The sequence below is a fragment of the Streptomyces sp. NPDC048270 genome (assembly GCF_040652335.1).
In the GTDB taxonomy this organism is placed as follows: Bacteria; Actinomycetota; Actinomycetes; order Streptomycetales; family Streptomycetaceae; genus Streptomyces.
Genome location: NZ_JBEZLV010000041.1, coordinates 20,093 through 37,807 on the forward strand (window position 1 = coordinate 20,093; position 17,715 = coordinate 37,807).

Here is a 17,715-nt window from a genome sequence, read left to right on the forward strand (position 1 = left end):
GAGGCAGCGCCTTCCGACCGCACCAGCTCCGGTGGTTCGGTGCGGCCGGCACCGCACCAACCGCACTTCCGAAAGCGCACCAACTGGCGACCGCGCCGCACCAGCGCACCGCACCACCCATCGGTGGTGGTGCGGTGCGCTGGTGCGCGCCCCCTTGTCCGCGCGCCGCACCCCTTGTCCGCGCACCCCTTGTCCGACCGCACCACGTCCGTGAATCCCCTGGACCGCTTCGACCGCCGAGGGCGATCAGACCGCGGACAAGGGGAGTGCGGAGAGGTTGAGCGACATCAGCCAGATGACGCGAAAGGACGGACACGGACATGGCCGCCAACACCCGCTCTGCCTCTCCCACCAGCTACTCCGGGTCCGAGTACGGCGCCCTGCAGCGCATGAACCAGGACTGGGAAGTGCTGGGCCTCGACGCCCACACGGCCGAACAGATTGCCCGCTGGGCCCGGGAGGACATCGGACTTGCGGACGTTCACACACCGGAGGACATCGTCAGCCAGCTCGTCTCTCTGTGGCGCGCCTGCAATTGGACCGCGCACGACGAGGTGATGTCCGGCCTTCTGCGGCGGGCGGCCGCCGGCGGTTCGGACAGCCACCTGGCATGGAAGGTCGCCGTCCGTGTCCTGCTTCCCCGGGCGATTCTGCTGGCGAAGTCGCAGCTTCGGCCTGGCCTGGACTGGGAGGTCGTCTTCGGCACGGTTCTGAGCGCGCTGTTCGAGGCCGTGGGGACTTATCCGCTGGACCGCCGCCCGCGATCCATCGTCGCGAACTTGGCGATGGACACCCTGAATCTCGCTCAGAGCACCCTTGCCGCCGACTTCGACGACCGGAGCGAGCTCCGCAAGATCGCCCAACAGCTTGCCCCCCTGGCGAGCGACCCGCAGCTTCCCCTCGTCGGAACCAATTCTGCTGCGGACCCCGAGCTGCAGGCTGAGCTCGCCGATCTCCTGGCGCACGCCGCAGAGCTTGAGCTCGTCAGCCAGGACGAAGACGAGCTGACGGTCGGCGAGGGCCGCACGGACCTGCTCGGCCTCGTCATGTGGGCCGTGGACGTTCGGTCCCTGAAGGTGATCGACGCTCAGCGGATCACCGCCTACTACCTCAGCACCTCGCTCGACCCGGATAGGGCCTACCGCACGACGCGTGCCATGGGGGCCGAGGGAGACCGGGTTCGGCAGAGGGCTAGTCGGGCCGTCCGTCCTCTGCGCGCTGACGACCTCAGGAACGCCTATCTCGCAACCGCGTCCTGAATCTTTCGCCCGCCGATGTCACACCGCGGGCCTGATCCACACCTCTAGTTGCGATCCCTGCCCCTGACCGCCTTTCCCCGAACCGAAACCGGGAGTCCACCATGTCCGATTCCTTCGCCGGCCCGCACGGCGCCTCCAGCCCGCTCCTCGACGACGACGAGACACGCGTCGCCCAGGCACGGCGCCATCTGACCCATCTGGGGACCGCTCTCGTACGCGATCCCCTGGACCGAAGGGTGCACCAGGCGCTGCGCGCCTACATGGAGAAGGACTCGGAGGCCGCCCTGCAGTCCTGGGAGGTGATGCTCCAGCGCACCCCCGAGGAGCTGCGGGAGCGGATCCGAACCGTCATCACGGCCCAGGCCGAGCGGCAGGCGTCATGAAGCGGCGCCAGCGAAAAGAAGTCCCCCCGGAGAACAAGGTCGACGACTGGGCGGAAGCGACCGGGCAGCCTTCAAGTGCCGCACCCGACAACGGCGAGTTGGAAACCGGATGGACCGCTACCAGCGCGGGCCTGTCCGGGATCGCCAAGCTGGTGAGGGTCGGCGCGTGGGTACTGATCGCCTCCGGCCCCCTCCTCGGCCTCGCAGGCCTGCTCGGCTCCTCGGCCACCGCTCAGGGAGCGCCGGCTCCGGCGGCCCCGGTCACGCAGCCCGCCTCCGATACGGGCCCGTCCGGATTTGCCCAGCTGTTCGTGGCCGCGTATCTGGAGGCCGGCCGGGGCAGCGAGAAGACCCTGGCGCCGTATTACTCCGGTTCGGTCACCCTGACCAGCGTTCCTGGCTCGCGCAGCTCGAGCCGCACGGTCGCCGTGGCCAGCCAGGAAGTCGGCGCCGGCTACTGGAGCGTGACGGTCGCAGCCCGTGTGGCGAACAAGGACGCCAAGGGAACGGTCACCGACGCAGGCCTGCAGTACTTCCAGGTCGCGGTCCAGGTGCTCGGCACTCCGGCTGCCGGCGGCGCCGCACAGGGTCAGTTGGTCCTCGGTTACGCCGCCACCGCTCTTCCGGCCCAGATCGCTGCTCCGGCCTCGCTCACCCCCAGCGCTCTCGGATACCCGACCAGCCGCGGCAGCAACCCGACCGACCCCGCGACCCAGACGGTCTCCGGATTCCTCAGCGCCTACCTCGCGGGCAAGGGCGACCTCAACCGCTACACCTCGCCCGGCGTTGTCCTGCTGCCGGTGGCCCCTGCCCCGTACACGGCCATCAAGATCACCGAACTCTCGGACGACTCCGAGAAGGCCGCCGACAACGCGGTCCCCGGCGACGGCAAGGCCAGGCAGGTGCTGGCGAAGGTCGCGGCCACGGACACCACGGGCACCGACCACCCGATGACCTACGCACTGACGCTGCGATCGCGCGGCGGGCGGTGGGAAGTCGCCTCGCTCGGCGCCGCGCCCCTCCTGCAGCCCGGCAGCAAACCGGCGGTCCCCACACCGACCGCCTCCCCGAACTCCGACAGCCCGGCACCAGCAGAGAGCCAAATCCCTGCCTCGCCGTCGCCGTCGGCCTCCTGATCCCAACAACCAACGGAGAGAACCACCGTGCACACCACCGACCCCAACACCGTCATCCTCGCCAGCGACATCCTCACCTGGGCCGACAGCAAGACCACCGCCGTGGGCAACCTCGTCAAGGCCGTTGCCGCCGTCATGGTCATCGTCGCCATCATCGGCGCCTACTGGAGGACGAAGTCCTGGGTGGCCACCGCCGTCGCCTTCCTCCTGGGCGCCCTCGTCCTGTGGGGCATCGTCAACATGCCGTCCCTGCAGAGCAAGGTCGGCTCCGAGATCAACTCGGCCGGCACCCACACCGTCCAGGTCCTCGCTCTCCCGGCCACCGATGACGGGCCGGCCCAGTGAGCGCCGACGAAGAGCAGCTGATCGGCCACTCCTACACCCGGGCGCGCCGGCACCCCTTGGTCATCGGCAAACTGCCGGGCGCCGGCCGTCTTCCCGGCGGCCCCTACACCATCACCCAGATCGTGACCATGGCAGGAACGTTCCTGCTCCTGGTGCTCACGCGGCAGCTGTGGGCGTACTTCGGCATCGGCAACGCCCTCATCATGATCGCCGTCCCGTGGGGGCTGGCCTGGATTCTGCGGTACGCCCGCCTGGATGGGCGAGACCCCGCCCGGGCGGTGCGCAGCCTGATGGTCTACGCCTCGGCCCCGCCCGGGGGTCGGCTCGGCGGCCGGCCCCAACGCCGGACCCGGGCTCGGATAGCCACCGGCCAGTGCACGGTCCGCTTCCTCGAAGCGGCCACAGCCCAGGCACCGGCGGATGAACCAGCCGTGGTCAAGCAGCCCGCGGCCACAGCACCGGTGCGACAGCGCGTCCCACAGCCCGCACCTGCCGTACAGCCCGTCCCGGCCGCAGTCGCGCCTGCGGCCGGGGCCGGCCCCCGGCCCCCGGCCCCGGCCCGAACGGGCCTACAGGCCCTGCTCGCCTTGCTCGACGAGCGCTGAGCCCCCGAACCACCGATCCACGAACCACGTAAGGACCAGCCATGCGTCTGCCCATCCGGCACATCAGCGGCCACCTGATCTGGACCAAGCACGCCGCGGTGTGGGGCGTATGGAAGGTCGACAGCGAGAACTACACCCACGCCTCCCGCGCTACGAAAAGAGAGCGCCTCGACGCGCTGGAGGCCCTGTTCAAGAGCCTGCGCGGCGAAGTCCTCCTGCTGTCGCTGTGCCCGCAGGTCGACGCGGCCTCGGTCGTCACCCGCATGACCTCCGGGGTCGACCTCGACAAGTCGCCCGACTACATCGACCTCTCACTCAAGGTTCTGGACCAGCTGGAGGAGTGGGACCTCACCGGGCGCGTCGACTTCATCGCCATGCCGCTGGTGAACGCCGACTTCAAGCAGACGGCGAAGGCCACCGCCTCCGCCGCCCAGGCCGAGCTGCTGGCCACCCTGGGCCTGCCGGTCCCGCCGGTGAGCCGGTCCGAAGAGGAACTCCGCTTCAACCAGGCCCGCCGGCTCTCCGCTTCCTGGCCCACTGGCATCAAGCTGCGCCCGGCCACCGAGAGCGAAATCCTTTGGATCTACGGTCACAGCGCACGCCGCGGCATCAGCGAGCCGATGCTGCCGGAGGAAGGCACCCCGCGCGCCCTGCGCGGCCGCGGTCACACCGCTACCGCCCACACCCAGGTGATCCTCGACGAGGGCGGCCGCAGCGACAACGTCTCCAAGGCGCCGGTCAACCCCTTCCGCCGCCGCTACCTGAAGGCGACCAGCGAACACGGCGACAGCTACCAGGCCTTCTCTGTCCTCTCCGAAATGCCGGAGGCTTTCATCTTCCCCGGCTCCGAGTACTTGTCCGCCTTGGATGATTTTGGCTTCGCCGTCGACTGGGCGGTCCGCCTGCACATCGAGTCCGGATCGAAGGCCGAGCCCAGGAGCCGCCGGCAGCAGCGTGAGCTGGCCCATCAGCGCGGCGAGTACGACGGTGAGACCGCCGGCGTCCCCGCCTCCCTCGACAAGGCCAGCTTCGCGCTGGACGAGTACCGCGACCGGCTCACCGCCTCCTCCACCGAAGTGGAGATACGCGCAACCGTCATGACCTGCGTCTGGGGCGCGGACCCCGACCAGGCTAACGAGAAGGCGTCGGCCCTAGCCAACCATTTCGGAGGAAATGACTACACGTTGACGAGGCCGGTCGGTGATCAGGAAGCCCTGTTCCACGCCATGCTGCCCGGCGTGCCGACGCCGAAGCCGGTCATGGACTACACCCAGTACCTCCTCGCTCGCGACTTCGCGATGGCTCTGCCCTTCTGCGGCGCAGCCCTCGGCGACGACACCGGCAACCTCTACGGCCTGCGGCTCAACGGCGGCGGAGTCCGCCCCGTCCTCGTGGACTTCAGCCACGGACCGCGGGTAAACGCCTCCGCCTCGGCTGCCTTCGTCGGCGAGCTCGGGTCGGGCAAGTCGGTGGCCATGAAGTCCGCGATGTACGGAATCCTGTCCACCGGCCACCGGACCAACAGCGTGGGCAGCCGCGGCCGCGCGCTCGTCATCGACAGGACCCCGCAGCAGGAATGGTCGCGCTTCGCCTCTGCCTGCCCGGGCAGCATCCAGATCATCCGTGTCGATGAGACCGCGGGCATCTCCCTGGACCCCCTTCGGGTCTTCCGCGGACCGCGGGCCGCCCGCTACTGCGAGAGCTTCCTGACCCCGCTCCTGGACATCGGCTCCATGAGCATCGAGGGCGTCACCCTCGCCGAGGCCATCGAGACCACCCGGCTCGGGCCGGACCCCAGCATGACCTCCCTCGTCGAGAATCTCGCCCTGCGCGCCAAGACGCCCGACCCCGACGAGCCCAACGACGACAACGTCCGCGCCGCCGCCTCGGAACTCGTACGAACACTCCGCGCTCTCGCAAAGAAGGACTTGGGCAGGGTGATCTTCGACCCGACCCTGCCGGTCGTGCAGATCACCGACGCCGATTCCATCGTCTTCGCCGTGGACGGGATCGGTCTTCCGACCAAGGAGGAGCTCTCCGAGCACCGCCTGCCCAGCCTCGAGATCGAAAAGCGCATGGGCTGGCGCCTGATGTACCTGATCACCGCACTCTGCCGCGAGGTTGCCTTCTCCAACCCCAACGAGTTCTGCGGCGTGTTCCTGGACGAGTGCTGGTGGCTCACCTCCAGCGCCGAAGGCTCGAACCTTCTCCTGGAGCTCATCGCAGACGGACGCAAGCACTTCGCCGGGGCGTTCGCGGGATCCCACGACCCTTACGACATCGGCCCGAAGAGCGAGATCGGCGACAAGATCCGCGCCCTGCTATCCCACGTCTTCGTCTTCCGCCACCGCGGCAAGACATTGGCAGCCCGCTGCCTGGAATTCCTCGACCTGGACCCCACCGACGAGCAAATGATCAAGCTCATCACCGAGAACCTCAGCCCGATCAACCTCTCCGACACCGAGCGGATCCTGCGCGCCGGCGAATGCATCTACCGGGACCTGCGCCGGCGCATCGGCGGCATGAAGGTCCTCATTCCGGCCGACGAGCATGCAGCCGACGCGATCCTGACCACGCCGGGGCAGGCGACGGAGGACGAGACCGCTCTGCTTGAAGAGAGCTACGCATGAGCGCCCGCGTCTCGACGGGCCTCCAGGGCAAAATGCCTCGATGGAGACTGCGGTGGCTGATGGTCATCGTGGCGACGCTCCTCATGGCCCTGTGCACCACGGTCGCGTTCGCCGAGCCCTCGCCCACGCCGCCCGACCCGGCACCGACTGCTCCTGCCGCTCCCGCGGCCACTCCCCCGGCTCCCACGCCTGACGTCACGACGCCACCGAAGGACGCCAGCGACGGGCTGCTTCAGCCCTTCAACGTGACCGACGAATACGGCGTCCCCATCAGCGCGTACACGGTCCGGTCCGACTCGGGGGACTGGAACGACATCGACCTGAAGATCTGGAACGTGCTGGCCCAGTTCTTCTTCGGCGTCGCGAAATGGTTCATCGGCTTTGCCGGCTGGCTCGTCGACTGGGCCCTCGACTTCGGCCTGCCCAAGGTCTTGGTGGGCCCGGTCGATGACATCGCCGGCACCATCCGCGACCAGGTGATCAACCGACTGGGCTTGCCGGGGCTGTTCTTGACGTTCGCGGCCGTGTACGCGGGCTGGCACATCATGTTCAAGCAGCGCTCGCGCGGCTTCGCCGAGGCTGGCATGTCCCTCGTCATCGCCGCTGTCGCCACCACCCTGCTCATCTCCCCGGCCCAGGTCCTTCTCGGGACCCAGGACCAGCCCAGCCCGGGCGGGAACTCCCTGCTCCTGTCAGAAGAGGGCCTCATCGGAGGAGCGCGGGATCTGTCTCTGCAGGTCTCCAGCCTCGTTCTTACGGACGACCCCAAGCAGGTTCAGGCGAAACCCGAAACTGTCAGCAAGCCCATCACGAACGCCCTCGTCGACGCCTTCATCGTCAAGCCCACCCAGCTCATGCTCTACGGCGAGGTCTTCGACAAGGAGTGCTCTGCGGCCTTCGCCAAATACAAGCTCGTCGAGTACAAGTGGATGCAGGCCGGCAAGCCGCTCTTCAAGCTGGACGTAATCACCCAGCCACCCGGCACGCCCGACCTCGAAGCGGTCACCAAGGCCGGCGAGAAGTTCGCCAAGACCTGCGGGCACGGCGACAAGAAGGCCCTGGACACCAAGAAGGCTTCAGCTGACATGGCCTTCAGTGCAGTCTTTGTTGCTCTGGCCGCCATCATCGTCTCCGTCCTGATATGCCTGGTCGCGGGCGGCTTCCTCGTCGCCCAGGGGTGGATTGCCTTCGAAGCCATCCGCGGGCACTGGGCGCTCTGCGCCGGCATCCTTCCCGGCGGCGGCCGGGCTGTTCTGTGGCGCTGGGTCGCCGCCATCACCAAAGCCGCAGTCGCGGTCGTGCTGTCCATCCTCTTCCTGGCGATCTTCATTCTCATAATCCTCGCCCTCATCAAGGCCAAAACCGGATCGATCCTCGCGGTCAAGTTCATCTCGATCGACATCGCCGCGATCGCCGGACTGGCCGGCCACAAGAAGATCAAGGAGACCGCACGGCAGATCTCCGTCAACCTCAACCGCCGGCTGCACAACGCGCGCATCGGGGGCGCCCGCCAGTCCGTGTTCAGCAGCTACGGAAGGTTCGCCGAGACCGCCCCCGGCCTCAAGCAGGTGTGGGGAGAAGCCCGCGGGGAGGCCAGCAAGGTCACCAAGCCCCTCGGCGCGATCGGACGCACCGCCAAGCAGCTGTGGACCGGTTCGCCACAGGCCGGAAAGAAGGGCGGCCGCCTTAGGGCCGCAGCCCGCATCGCCGGCAACGCGGCTGCAGTCGTCGGTACGGGCGGCGCGGCCGCCGCGGGGAAGCTGGCCCTGCAGAACGCGGCCAAGCAGTCGCTGAAGAAGCGGCTCGCCACTGCCGCCACCAGCAAGCTGTCCCAGACCCGCGGCGGACGCGCCACCATGGCCACCGGCAAAGCCGCGCTGATAGCCGGCAAGTACGGGGTCAAGGCCGGAAAGTTCGGCCTGATGGCCACCATCGGCGCTCCCGTCGGGATTCCGCGCGGTGTCGCCGCGACGAAGCGGGGGCTTCAGGCCGCCGGAGCCCGGGCAACTGCGGTGAAGGGCGAGCTCGTCGCGGCCAAGAACCGGGCTGCTGCCCGCGTCGACAAGAAGGTCGGCGAGGCGGTGGCGTTCGGCCAGGAGTACGCGCGCAACACCGCCACCGCCACACGGTTCGTTGGCCGGCACGCCGCCAACGCGCAGCTCGGTCTGGCGCAGCCTTTGGTACCCGCCTCCCCCACCACCCCGTCCAAGAGCACATCCGCTGTCACCGCTCCCCGTGTGCCCGGAGGTGTGGGTCCGGCGGCCAAATCCGGCATGAAGCCCCCTGTGGCCCAGCCCAAGGCCGGCGCCCAGCCGGCCGCCAGCAAGATGACCGGGCCCGGGCCGAAGGCCGTCCCGAAGACAGCGCCGAAGCCGAACGTGAAGATCACCGTGGCGGGTGCTGGCGGTCAGGGCACCGCAGCGTCGAAGAGCAGCTCAACTTCAGGCCCTGCCTCCATTCCGTCCGTTCCCGCCACGCCTCCGGCTGCGGCTCAGGCCGGGCCGGCAACACCTACGAGCGCCGCCCCCTCGGTCGGTTCGAAGCCTCCGAAGAAGGCGGCTCGGGCGGCACCGAAGCGCGTACGTCGCGTCACGCGTCCCGCCGGACCGCCGAGGTCGACCAGCTGACAGACCGGTGAGGGCCGTTGCAGTGCACCAAAGCGGCCCTCACCCCTCTTGGCCCACACCACACCGACCAGCTTCCGGGGACCCTCATGTCGAAATCCATGCGCGACCAGAAGAGCCGCTTCGGCACCGCGACGATCGCGGTCACCGCTCTCCTACTCGCCGGCCTCGGTGTCGGCCTTCTCATCTGGCCGTTCGACGGCAATCCCGCCACGGCGAATCCCCAGGCACCGAAGGCCGCCACCGGGCCGGTGACAGTCCCGGCCCCTGCACAATGGCCGCCACCACCTGCAACACCTTCGCCGTCTGCCACACCAGCTCGCGATGAACCTGTCGCGGCAGTCCCCGCAGAACTCTCCAACCTCGCACACGCGTTCGTAGAAGCCTGGTCGAGCCACGATGCCCGACAGGGCAAGGACGCCTCCTACGAGGACGCCGGACGACGCGCCGCCGCTTTCGCATCGCCCGCACTGGCCGACCAGCTCTCTGCCTCGACGTCTGGAACTGCGAGGCAGTGGAAGCGCTGGTCCGACGCCAAGGCTCAGGTCACCGCCGCCGTCAGCGACGTTCTCATCCCCGACGGCGCGCCCGCCCCGACCGCCGACCTCGCCTACCTGCGCGTGCACTACACCGTCACCGTCACCTCGGCAGGCACGCAGCCAACTCGCGACGAGGAACAGGTCGCGCTGGAGGCGCGGCGCGACCCGTCCGGCAAGTGGTGCGTCGTCGCACTGCCCTTCGCGTGAGGAGGGCCCGTCCGTGAAGACCGTGCTGAAGGCCCTCGGCTGCCTGGGCTCCGTCATCATCGGCGTGATCATCGCCACCGTCATCGCCGTCGCCATGGCCGTTGCCGACAAGGAAGGCGCGGACGACCTCGGCAACGCGGGGTTTGGCAGCGGAATCGCCAAGGACGCTCCCGTCCCCGACTGGGTCAGAGAGCTCATCCTCAAGAACATAGGCGCTTACGGCTGTCCCGAGATCACTCCTTCGCTCATCGCGGCGCAGCTCTACACCGAGTCAACCTTTGATCCGACAGCCCAGTCCAAGGACCCCAAAACCGGCGATCCCATCGCCGACGGCATCGCACAGTTCATCCCGACCACCTGGGCAGGCCACGGCGTAGACGGGGACGCCGACGGCGACAAAGACGTCTGGGACCCCAAGGACGCCATCCCCGCCCAGATGGCCTACGACTGTTTCCTGGCCGGCGACGTCAAGGACGTGCCGGGCGACAAGACCGACAACATGCTGGCCGCATACAACGCCGGGGCCTACGCCGTTCAGAAGGCCGGGGGTATCCCGCCCCTTAAGGAAACCCGCGGATACGTCAAAGCCATCCGCGAGCTCGCCGCCAAGTGGGCCGCCGTCGACGACAAGGGAGGCATACCGCTTCTCCCGGGCTCGGGTGGAGCCGAGCAGGCGATCGCCACGGCGAAGACAGCGCTGGACACCATGTACCAGTGGGGCGGCGACTGCGAGCCTCCGTTCGATCACGCGCGCAACCGAGGCTGCGACTGCTCCAGCCTCATGCAGTACGCGTGGGGATCGGCCGGCGTGAATCTCCCGCGGGTCACCTACGACCAGGTCCACTCCGGATCAGCCGTCAACAGCATCTCCGAACTCCTCCGCCCCGGCGATCTCCTCTTCACCCGACCCGGCTCCAGAGGCCCCGAACACGTCGGGATGTACATCGGCAACGGCGAGGTCATTGAAGCTCCCAAAAATGGATCCCCAGTTCGAATTAAGCCCCTCAGTGAATGGGCGCCCAAGATCATCGCCATGCGCCACATCGCATAGACCAGCTTGTTCGCTGTTCCGGTCCGCCCGCGGAGGTCCCCACCGCGGGCGGACTGCTTTGACGGCAACACAGATGCCTGCGGACCGGGGCGCCTCCCTCAAGGGCCGTCGCATCAGCCTCCGGAAGGACGTGGCGTCCGGGCAGCTCGGGTCGTGCGAGACCGCGATCGAAATTCTCGCTCTCGAGATGTCACACCCCTGCCGCCTGCACCACCTCTATGTACCTCTACCGTCCTCCGCCTGACGTTCCTGGAGCCCGCCCGTGTCCCTCAGCATTTCGACTTCTCCGCCGCCCGGATCCCAGACGCGAAGGAGAGGCGTTCGATGACCACGAACGACATCATCGACAAGCTCATCGGCAGCGTCGACGATCTTCCCGAGCTCGCCCCCAGCGCCCAGGAGTGGGCGCTGGGAAACCTGTGGTGGGTCATCTGCTGTGTCTTCGGCTTCGCGATCACCCTCAGCTCGGTGCAGCGGCTGATGAGCCGGTCAACCCTGCAGGACCGCCAGGCGTTCGAGGTGCTTCCCACCAACGGCTTCGATCCGACGCTGGAGGGCGTGATCCGTTTCGCGAAGCAGATCTCCATGGCCCAGCGCAGCACGTCCCGCTGGGCATTGCCGGCCCGCGGAACGGCGATGCGGGTGCGGCTGATGTCCGTCGGCGGGCCGCTGACCCTGCGCGTCGAGGGACCCACCCGCGCCACGACCGTGCTGCGTCACCAGGGCTACGCCCAGTGCGAGCTGCGCGCCGTCACCGGTGAGGAGAGCACCCCCGAGCGCCCTGTCATCCGCCTTGGAGTCCACAACGACGGCACCGGTCCCGCAGCCGCAGCGGCCTGACCGCCCCCACCGCACGAAGGAATGATCATGTCGAAGCCGTCAGAACAGGCCATGAGCCTGTCGAAGGACACCACGCCCAGCCAGGGGCAGCGACTCTACGTGGCGCGAGCCGAGCTGGCGCTGGCGCTGCCCGACCACCTGGCGCTGCGCGACGTTCCGCTGAAGCCCGACCCGCTCGAAGCACTGGCCGCGGCGGTCGCCGACGTCCGCGAATCCCTGCAGGAGAGAGCCGACCTCGTCCTGGATCTGGTGCCCGTCGCCGCGGGCAAGGTCGCGCGCAAGCGCAGCCGGCTCCTGGCCGCCGCGCGCCGGGCGCCGCACGACATGCCGTCCATTCCGGGGATGCCGCGCCAGGGCGGGTCGGGTTTCAGCTTGGACCGACTGTCCTCGATCGGGTCGGAGATCGCCGCCGAGATGCGCGGAGCTCAGGCCCAGCGGTCCTCGGCGGGCAGCCGCCCCCGGGCTCAGCGCATGCTCAACGGCACGGACATGAAAGCGGCGATGGGGAAGTTCCACCCGGGTGTTGATCCGGTCTTCGACCTCCAGCTCCTCGTGCGTACCTGCTCCACCGACCCGAACCGCCCGCGTCTGCTGCTGGACCAGATTCTCGCTGCGCTGGAGGGCTGGGCCGGCGACAACCACCTGCGGCCGGTCGGGCTGAACCTCGGCATTACCCGGCTGCGTTCCGACGCGCTCATCTACCGCCAGCACTTCGACCGCCGGTTCGAGACGGGGCTGTTCGCCCCGCGCCGGCGCGGGTGGGTCACCGGGGAGGAGATCGCCGGGCTGCTGAAGCCCCCGACCAAGCACAACGGGGCCGCGAACGTGATGCGCTCCGGCGGCGTGGTCCCTCCGCCCCATCCGGGTCTGCCGTCGTGGACTGGTCAGCCCGACCTGCTGCCCCTGGGCTGGGTGTCGAAGCCCGGCGGCGGGGAGCGGCTCGCCGGCATCCCGCTGCGCTACCTGCTCTTCGCGTTGTTCCTGGGCAAGGCGGGCTACGGCAAGACGGAGATGAGCCTGGTGCAGGCCATCGCGCTGGCGCACAACGGGCACGGGATCTTGTTCCTGGACCCGCACGGCGACGGATGGCAGCGCGCCCGCCCCTACTTGGCGCACCGCGAAATCGCGCCGCGGCTGCAGGAGATTGACCTGACCTCGCCCGACTTGGGCACCATGGTCGCGTCGTGGAACCCGCTGTCGATGCAGAACCGCAAGGAGGACGACATCCCGGACATCGTCCAGTACATCGTCACGGGGTTCTCCAGCGCGTTGAACTGGAGCGACTCGGCCGGCCGTGCCAAGACGATTCTCACCCGGTCGGTGGAATCGCTGGTGGAGCTGTCCCTGCTGCTGTCGAAGGCCGGGAAGCCCGGGCTCGCACCGACGATCTTCCAGATCCGCACGATCCTCACCGATGAGGTGTGGCGCGACGCGGTCGTCCCGTACCTGTCGAAGAACCTGCGGGACTTCTGGGAGAAGACCTACAAGAAGTACCCCAGCGAGGCGACGCCGGTCGTCACCAACATCATCGAGCGCCTCGACTCCTCCAACGCGGTCAAGGCGTTCCTAGGCTCGTCGCTGTCCACGTACGACATCCGCACTGCGATGGACGAGGGCAAGATCGTCTTCATCTGCCCGTCGGGGACAGGCGACACCGACCGGATCGTGTCCTGCTTGCTGATCTACGACCTCTTCCGCGCCGGCCTGTCGCGACGGGACATACCTGTGGCGGACCGCAAGGACTTCTACTGCTTCATTGACGAGCTCACCGCGGTCGACGGGGCGTCCAAAGGCACCCTGGCCGCCATCGCCGAGCAGCTGAGGAAGTTCCGGGTCAAGCTGCTTGCGATGACCCAGATGGCGCAGCGGCTGTCGCCCACGACGCGCCAGGGACTGCTCCAGAACCTGTCGGTACTCTCGACGACCGCGAGCGACGTCGACGAGGCACAGCTGGTGACCCGCCGCTGGGGCAAGAAGGTCGACCCGGACACCATCACCGCCCTGCGGCCGTACAACTACGTAATGTCGGTGACTCTCGCCGACGGGCGCACCGACCCCTTCCGGGTGCGCGGCGCCAGCGTCGAGGAGCTCTACAAGGACTACGACCGTTCCGAGGACCTGCCGAAGCTGTCAGCGGCCGTAGACCGGAACCTCCGCCGGCGCCCGGTCCGCGACATCCTCGAGGACCTCCGCAAGCTCGACAAGCGCATCTTGCGCACCCTCGCTTCCATTCCGGTGCCGCCGGACGATGACGACGACCTGCCCGCCGACGGCGAGCAGGATGACACCGGCGCGGCCGCCAACGGCACGGCCCAGGCCGGGAACACGCCTGCGGGCGGGAGAGTCCGCATCAGCCAGGACCCGGGCACTGTCATCAGCGGATCCCCCTATGCGGAGCCTCCCCGCGACGAAGACGAGCCTGTGGATGACCAGGTCGAGCCTCCTCACGACGAGGACGACGACCAGGGCACGGGCACCGGCACGGTGGTCGTATGACACTGACGATCGACACCCCCGCGGCCGCGCCCGTGCAGCGCGCCAGCTTCCACTGCCTCGGCACCCGGGTGCTCCACGTGCTCTACCAGCACCGGGTGATGTCCACGGACCAGATGCTGCGACTGCTCCTGCCGACGGCCGGCGACGCGTCCTATCTGCGGCGCCAGTTGCGCGAACTCCTGGCGGCCGGCCTGGTACAGCGCATCTGGGCCAGCCACCGGCCGACGCCGGCCGAACAGCCGAACGGCAAGACGCGACGGCCAGTAAAACCGCCGTACCTGTGGTTCCTGACCGAGGAGGGCGCGCAGTCCGTGGAGGACGGTGGAGAGCTTCGGCCGCGTCCCTACCGGATCACGCCGGAAGCGGTCGCCGGCGCCCGCCAGCTGCACACTCTGGCGGTCACCGAGACCGGCATCGCCTTCGCCCGGCACGCCGCCAGGCTGGGCCACGAGTGCGGGCCGCTCGACTGGACGCCGGAGGTTGCCCACCGGATCCGTGACGGGCAGCGCCGCTTCGAGGACGACCACGTCATCACCGACGCCGTTTTGAACTACGTGCACGTGCGGCGGGGGCAGCGGGCGATGCTGACGCTGTTCCTCGAGCTGGACCGCGCCACCATGACCGTCGCCCGCCTGGCAGCCAAAGTCGCGGCGTACGGCCGCCTGCACGAGTACGTGCCGCAGCACCCCGACCGGGCCCGCCGGTCGGCGGCATCCACGCGGCCGTCGTGGCAGTACACCTATCCGGTCTTCCCCCGACTGCTGGTGGTTCTGGACGGCCAGCCCTCGCCCACCCTTGGCGCCCGGCTCGCCGCGCGCACTGAGGACCTCTACGCCCTGACCCGGGCGGATCCGCGCCTGGCGCGCCTGGCGGGCCGGCTGTCGATCGGCGTGACGACTCTGCAGCTACTCCAGGAACGCGGCCCGTTCGAGCCGATCTTCACCCCGTTGCTCCGCGGCACGCCCGAGAACCGGCACCCGCTGACCGACCTGTACCTCAAGACCGCTCAGTGAGTCGGCGCGCGGCCTACCGCGGCCGCGCCGACCACCCCACGAAGGACACCAGCTCATGAGCATCGCCACGGTGGAAGATGCGCCGCCCGAGGGCAGCAGCATGATTCAGATGACCGAGATCCTGCACCGCAGCGCCAAGTTGCGTCGTCGTCGTTTCGAGATGCTGCCGATGCGCGGCCCGGGCAGCCCCTTCACCGAGCCCCAGGGGCGCAAGCCCGGTGACGCCACCGCTCCGCAAGAGCTGTCCGACCTCATCTCGTCCATGTCAGTCGTGGGCATGCTCGAACCCGTCCTGGCGGAAGAGATCACCGTCGCCGGCCGCGCCCCGACCATCCGCCTGGTCACCGGCGAACGCCGACTCCGCGCCATGCGCTGGGGAGCCCAGAACCTGCCGGACAACCCGCACTTCGCGTCGCTCGCCGCCGTCGTGTGCCCGGGGCCGCTCAGCGACGAAGAGCGGCACATGTGGAGGTTCGTGGAGAACTTCGCGCGGGAGCCGCTGCGTCCGGGCGAGCAAGCCGCCGCGCTGATGTACCAGCGGTGCGCTGTGCTGGTGGGCAAACTGCTGCGGTCCGGCAAGCCTGTCCCGGGCGAGGTCTACGCGATCACCGACGCCGTCGAACGGTTCAAGGCGCTTGAGAAGATCCGCGGCACAGATCAGAGCTGCGCCGCGCCATGGACCGAGGTCCTGAGCCGGCTCGGCCTCCAGCTGACCGAACGCAAGGCCACCGAACTCGTCCGCGCATTCCGTGAACTGCCGCGCGACTTGACCGAGGAGATGGACGAGGAGGCGGTCCGCCTCAACACGCGTATCCGGTTCGCGGCGCTGCGCCGCGGCCGTGAGGATGCGGCGTCGGACATCTGGGCCGCTCTCAAGGGCAGCAGCCGCCTGCACCTGCTGCCCAGCGCGGTCGACATCAGCCTGGCGACGCCGGAACTGGACCCGGAAGAAGTCATAGACGCCGCCGAGGAGCGCCTGGAGCGTGCCAACGCCAACCGGCGCGCGAAGCTCACCCGGGTGCCCGAGCCGGACAGGTCTGCCGAGGCCCCGGAGAGCGACGCGGGCGGCGTTGGCACACCAGGCCCGACGGACGACGACAGCGCTCCCGAGGCGGACGAGCAACGGCCCGTCACCGCCGTACCACCGGCCGCCGAAGAGAACTCGAGCCCGCCCCCGCCGCCGGCTCCCCCAGTGGACCCCAAGCTCGTGCGCAGTGCCCTCGACGGATTGCGGGGTCTGCTCGCCGAGGTCCGGTCCGGCCGCCAGGTCGGCAGGTACGACCGCGGGTCGCTGCGCCTCGCCCTCCGCGAGCTCGAACAGCACCTGGCCGACGAGGCCGCCCCCTCACAAGAGAGCGAGAACGCCGCATGACCAGCATTTCCCTTCCGATGCCCCGAGTCGGCCTTCCCCTGCCCGGCCGCGGCTGCGACTGCGGCAGCTGCGCGTTCTGGGCCGGGCCGGACGGGCGCGGCGGTCCGGCAACCGTCGAGCCGTTGTGCTCTGGCACCAACGCGGACTGCTCCTACTGCGGCTGCGCCGCGACCGAGGCCGGCTCCCCAGCCGGGGCCTGCGGCGGCTGCCCGATCCGGTGCGGCTCCCGGACCGACATCGCGCAGTGGATGGCCGACGTCGGCGGCACGTTGACCTCCGACGACATCACCATCGACGGCGCGTTGCCTGAGCTGCCGTCGTTCATCCCGATGACCGACGGCTCGTCCGTCACCCAGCTGGACGCGAGCCTGCGCTGGCCTGCCTACGGTGTGGGGCTACGCCGCGTCTTCAGCCCCGACACACACTCGATCTATCCCCGCTTCGCCGGCAAGCAGGCCCGCGAGGCCCTCGCCCTGCGCGACGGGCAGAAGGCTGTTCTCGTCGGGTACGGCGAGGACCCGCTGGTCGAGGCGTTCTGGACCTACCGCAAGCGCGACGGGCTGGTCGAGGAGATCGCCGCCCAAGGCTGGGACCTGGTGCTCTCCCCCAACTACTCGATCTACGGCAACTGGCCGCGCACCGAGCACCTGCTGAACATGCGCCGGTGCCTGCTGATCGCCCAGGAGTTCGCGGACGCCGGGGTGGCGGCCGTGCCGAACGTCTACTGGTTCCGGCTGGAGGACTTGAAGCGGTACACCGCATGGATCGAAGACGCCCCGCCGCCGGCCATCGCCGTGAACGTCCAGACCGTGAGGGAGAACAGCAACTGGGACACGTGGGCGCTGCCTGGTCTGTACTGGCTCGCGGAGAACCTTCCGGCCGACATGCCGATCATTCTTACCGGCCTGTCCCGGATTGACCGCATCGCCCAGGTCGTCTCGCTCTTCGGCGACCGACTGACCTTGATCAGCCAGAACCCGCACCAATACGCGATCCACGGCGCGATCATGACCGCCAATGGCCGCGAGGACGTCCACGCCCGGCCGTCTGACGCCTTCGCCTCCACGGTTCAGTTCATGGCTTCGCTCCTCCCACGCCGCTGAGCAGCTGGCCCCTGCGGCTCCCCTCGGTCCACCGTGTGCGCGATGTGGGCCAGGTCGCGACCGTTGCGCCCGCTGCCCACCCAATTCGCCCGCCGACCGATCCCGGTCGGCG

The 17,715-nt window shown here is 69.0% G+C and carries 14 protein-coding genes; all 14 read left to right on the forward strand.

Going from position 1 to position 17,715, the window contains the following annotated elements; genetic code table 11:
- The first annotated feature begins 320 nt into the window (after window positions 1–320).
- The 14 genes from AB0D66_RS28295 to AB0D66_RS28360 all read left to right on the forward strand — a co-directional run bounded on the left by AB0D66_RS28295 (window position 321) and on the right by AB0D66_RS28360 (window position 17,603).
- Entirely contained in the window at window positions 321–1,259 is a 939-nt protein-coding gene (locus AB0D66_RS28295) for a hypothetical protein (RefSeq protein WP_362309381.1), read from the forward strand.
- Window positions 1,260–1,360: 101 nt separating this feature from the next.
- The gene (locus AB0D66_RS28300) at window positions 1,361–1,642 is read left to right on the forward strand and encodes a hypothetical protein (RefSeq protein ID WP_362309384.1); all 282 of its coding nucleotides are present in this window, start codon (window positions 1,361–1,363) and stop codon (window positions 1,640–1,642) included.
- Window positions 1,639–2,778, forward strand: a complete 1,140-nt coding sequence (locus AB0D66_RS28305; protein WP_362309387.1) for a conjugal transfer protein — start codon at window positions 1,639–1,641, stop codon at window positions 2,776–2,778. The genes AB0D66_RS28300 and AB0D66_RS28305 overlap by 4 nt, the downstream gene beginning before the upstream one ends.
- 27 nt (window positions 2,779–2,805) lie before the next feature.
- Complete coding sequence (locus tag AB0D66_RS28310; protein WP_362309390.1) at window positions 2,806–3,123, forward strand: hypothetical protein; 318 nt, start codon at window positions 2,806–2,808, stop codon at window positions 3,121–3,123.
- A complete protein-coding gene (locus tag AB0D66_RS28315) occupies window positions 3,120–3,728 on the forward strand; it encodes a hypothetical protein (protein ID WP_362309393.1) in 609 nt (202 codons plus the stop codon). Before AB0D66_RS28310 ends, AB0D66_RS28315 begins: the two co-directional genes overlap by 4 nt.
- A 41-nt stretch (window positions 3,729–3,769) precedes the next feature.
- Window positions 3,770–6,358 carry an ATP-binding protein gene (locus AB0D66_RS28320; protein WP_362309396.1) on the forward strand — a complete coding sequence of 863 codons (2,589 nt, stop codon included), beginning with the start codon at window positions 3,770–3,772 and terminating at the stop codon, window positions 6,356–6,358.
- A complete protein-coding gene (locus tag AB0D66_RS28325; RefSeq protein WP_362309399.1) occupies window positions 6,355–8,985 on the forward strand; it encodes a hypothetical protein in 2,631 nt (876 codons plus the stop codon). Before AB0D66_RS28320 ends, AB0D66_RS28325 begins: the two co-directional genes overlap by 4 nt.
- A gap of 86 nt (window positions 8,986–9,071) precedes the next feature.
- Window positions 9,072–9,728 (forward strand): hypothetical protein, encoded by a 657-nt coding sequence (locus AB0D66_RS28330; protein ID WP_362309402.1) that lies wholly within the window; start codon window positions 9,072–9,074, stop codon window positions 9,726–9,728.
- Between the two features lie 13 nt (window positions 9,729–9,741).
- Window positions 9,742–10,779: a bifunctional lytic transglycosylase/C40 family peptidase gene (locus tag AB0D66_RS28335; protein WP_362309405.1), complete on the forward strand. Its 1,038-nt coding sequence runs from the start codon at window positions 9,742–9,744 to the stop codon at window positions 10,777–10,779.
- Between the two features lie 324 nt (window positions 10,780–11,103).
- A complete protein-coding gene (locus AB0D66_RS28340) occupies window positions 11,104–11,619 on the forward strand; it encodes a hypothetical protein (RefSeq protein ID WP_362309408.1) in 516 nt (171 codons plus the stop codon).
- A 21-nt stretch (window positions 11,620–11,640) separates the two neighbouring features.
- A complete protein-coding gene (locus tag AB0D66_RS28345; protein ID WP_362309411.1) occupies window positions 11,641–14,115 on the forward strand; it encodes an ATP/GTP-binding protein in 2,475 nt (824 codons plus the stop codon).
- Complete coding sequence (locus tag AB0D66_RS28350; RefSeq protein WP_362309414.1) at window positions 14,112–15,128, forward strand: replication-relaxation family protein; 1,017 nt, start codon at window positions 14,112–14,114, stop codon at window positions 15,126–15,128. The genes AB0D66_RS28345 and AB0D66_RS28350 overlap by 4 nt, the downstream gene beginning before the upstream one ends.
- A gap of 55 nt (window positions 15,129–15,183) precedes the next feature.
- Window positions 15,184–16,500 carry a ParB N-terminal domain-containing protein gene (locus AB0D66_RS28355; protein WP_362309417.1) on the forward strand — a complete coding sequence of 439 codons (1,317 nt, stop codon included), beginning with the start codon at window positions 15,184–15,186 and terminating at the stop codon, window positions 16,498–16,500.
- The gene (locus AB0D66_RS28360; protein ID WP_362309420.1) at window positions 16,497–17,603 is read left to right on the forward strand and encodes a DUF4417 domain-containing protein; all 1,107 of its coding nucleotides are present in this window, start codon (window positions 16,497–16,499) and stop codon (window positions 17,601–17,603) included. The genes AB0D66_RS28355 and AB0D66_RS28360 overlap by 4 nt, the downstream gene beginning before the upstream one ends.
- Window positions 17,604–17,715 lie beyond the last annotated feature (112 nt).

Excerpts from the sequence above, each read along its gene's own strand:
- AB0D66_RS28295 (WP_362309381.1), top strand. The coding sequence starts at position 321 with ATGGCCGCCAACACCCGCTCTGCCTCTCCCACCAGCTACTCCGGGTCC.
- AB0D66_RS28300 (WP_362309384.1), top strand. The coding sequence starts at position 1,361 with ATGTCCGATTCCTTCGCCGGCCCGCACGGCGCCTCCAGCCCGCTCCTC.
- AB0D66_RS28305 (WP_362309387.1), top strand. The coding sequence starts at position 1,639 with ATGAAGCGGCGCCAGCGAAAAGAAGTCCCCCCGGAGAACAAGGTCGAC.
- AB0D66_RS28320 (WP_362309396.1), top strand. The coding sequence starts at position 3,770 with ATGCGTCTGCCCATCCGGCACATCAGCGGCCACCTGATCTGGACCAAG.
- AB0D66_RS28325 (WP_362309399.1), top strand. The coding sequence starts at position 6,355 with ATGAGCGCCCGCGTCTCGACGGGCCTCCAGGGCAAAATGCCTCGATGG.
- AB0D66_RS28330 (WP_362309402.1), top strand. The coding sequence starts at position 9,072 with ATGTCGAAATCCATGCGCGACCAGAAGAGCCGCTTCGGCACCGCGACG.
- AB0D66_RS28340 (WP_362309408.1), top strand. The coding sequence starts at position 11,104 with ATGACCACGAACGACATCATCGACAAGCTCATCGGCAGCGTCGACGAT.
- AB0D66_RS28345 (WP_362309411.1), top strand. The coding sequence starts at position 11,641 with ATGATCATGTCGAAGCCGTCAGAACAGGCCATGAGCCTGTCGAAGGAC.
- AB0D66_RS28350 (WP_362309414.1), top strand. The coding sequence starts at position 14,112 with ATGACACTGACGATCGACACCCCCGCGGCCGCGCCCGTGCAGCGCGCC.
- AB0D66_RS28355 (WP_362309417.1), top strand. The coding sequence starts at position 15,184 with ATGAGCATCGCCACGGTGGAAGATGCGCCGCCCGAGGGCAGCAGCATG.
- AB0D66_RS28360 (WP_362309420.1), top strand. The coding sequence starts at position 16,497 with ATGACCAGCATTTCCCTTCCGATGCCCCGAGTCGGCCTTCCCCTGCCC.